At 72.2% G+C, this 1,553-nt stretch carries 2 protein-coding genes; both read right to left on the bottom strand.

All coding sequences use genetic code 11. The annotated features are described in order from the left end of the window. Positions 1-20: 20 nt before the first annotated feature. Complete coding sequence (locus P1P70_RS44425) at positions 21-530, bottom strand: MarR family transcriptional regulator (protein ID WP_319248154.1); 510 nt, start codon at positions 528-530, stop codon at positions 21-23. Between the two features lie 121 nt (positions 531-651). After that, positions 652-1,455 (bottom strand): EamA family transporter, encoded by an 804-nt coding sequence (locus P1P70_RS44420; protein WP_319248152.1) that lies wholly within the window; start codon positions 1,453-1,455, stop codon positions 652-654. Between the last annotated feature and the right edge of the window lie 98 nt (positions 1,456-1,553).

The raw sequence follows: 1,553 nt of genomic DNA, 5'->3' as shown, positions 1-1,553 counted from the left end.
CCCGACAACGTGCCCCCGACTCACTCGACCCGCGTCGCCTCCTGCTCCATCAGCTCGTTCGCGTGCGTGAGGAAGTCGTCGACCATCCGGTGGAAGAGCCCCGCGAGCTGCCGCAGTTCCTCCGGGGACCACTCGGACAGCGCCATCTGCATGCCGCGGACGCCGGCCTCGCGGATGCGGCCTATGGCCTCCTGGCCGGCTGCCGTCAGCTCGATGCGCTGGGCTCGGCGGTCGTCCGGGTCCGGGACGCGGGTGACGTAGCCGGTCCTCTGGAGCTGCTGGACCTGGCGGGTGACGTGGGAGGCCTCGACGCCGAGCCGGTTGGCCAACTCCCCCGGGCGCAGCGGCTCGGAGTCGGCGATCTGCCGCAGCAGCGCCACGGCGGCACGGTCCAGCGGCACGCCGGCCAGACTCATCAGACGCTCGTGGGCCCGCGCCCGGGTGCTGAGGTAGGTGATGCGGGTGAGGGCTCGCTCGATCTCGATCACTTCCGCCGAGGCGGGGTCGGAGGGCGACGGTGATGGGGACATGGGACCACTTTACCATCTTGTTGCCTGACTCAAGTAAGTTCATCGAGGGCGGAACCGTCCGTCGAGGGTTCCCACGGACCGGCGGCCGGCGGCCGGGGGCGGTGGCGGTGGCGGGACGCGCTCAGCCGCGCGGTACGAGCAGGCTGAGGGCGTTCGCCGCGACGACCGCTCCGATCGCCGCCCACTCGACGCCGCCCAGGCCCTGTCCGAGCATGATCCAGCCCGCGAGCGCGGCCAGGACCGGGTTGACGCTCATGCAGAGGCCGAACACCTGGGCGGGTACGCGGCGCAGGGTGAACACGTCCGCGAGGAACGGCACGGCCGAGGCCAGGACCCCTGCGGCGATCGCGTAGCCGACGGCCCCGGCGGTGGGCGGGTTCCGGACGACCACGACGACACCGACCGGCAGGAAGGCCAGCGCGGAGAGGGTCGCGGCGGCCGCGGATCCCTGCGCGCCGGGGATACGGCGGCCGACGGTGCGGTTGAGGAGGATGTACGACGCCCAGCAGACGGCGGCCAGGAGGCCGAGGCCCATACCGAGGTAGTCGGCGGAGGGCCGCGGTCGCATCAGGGTGACCACTCCCAGGCCGGCGATCAGGGCACAGCACGCGTCCACCCGGCGGCGCGAGCCGGCCAGGGCGATGGCGAGCGGGCCGAGGAACTCCAGGGTCACCGCCAGCCCCAGGCCGATGCGGTCGATGGCCGTGTACAGCGACAGGTTCATCGTCCCGAAGACCAGGGCCAGCAGCACCACCGGCCACCACTGCCGTGCGGTGAAGGACCTCAGCCGGGGCCGGCCGACGGCCACCAGGACGATCGCCGCGACGTACTGCCGGATCGCGACGACCCCGGCGGGCCCGAGCACCGGGAAGGCCAACGACCCTAGCGCGGCCCCGACCTGGTTGGAGACGCCGCAGCCGGCCATGGTGAGGACACCTGCCAGCCGCGAGCCGCCCGCCCCGGGAAGCTTCCCTTATACCACTATCTCAGCCACGCGAGCAGGCCGAAAAAACAAATAACGTT

The organism is Streptomyces sp. MB09-02B (genome assembly GCF_033794485.1).
Classification (GTDB): Bacteria; Actinomycetota; Actinomycetes; order Streptomycetales; family Streptomycetaceae; genus Streptomyces.
This window is presented reverse-complemented; position numbering and strand designations above follow the sequence as displayed.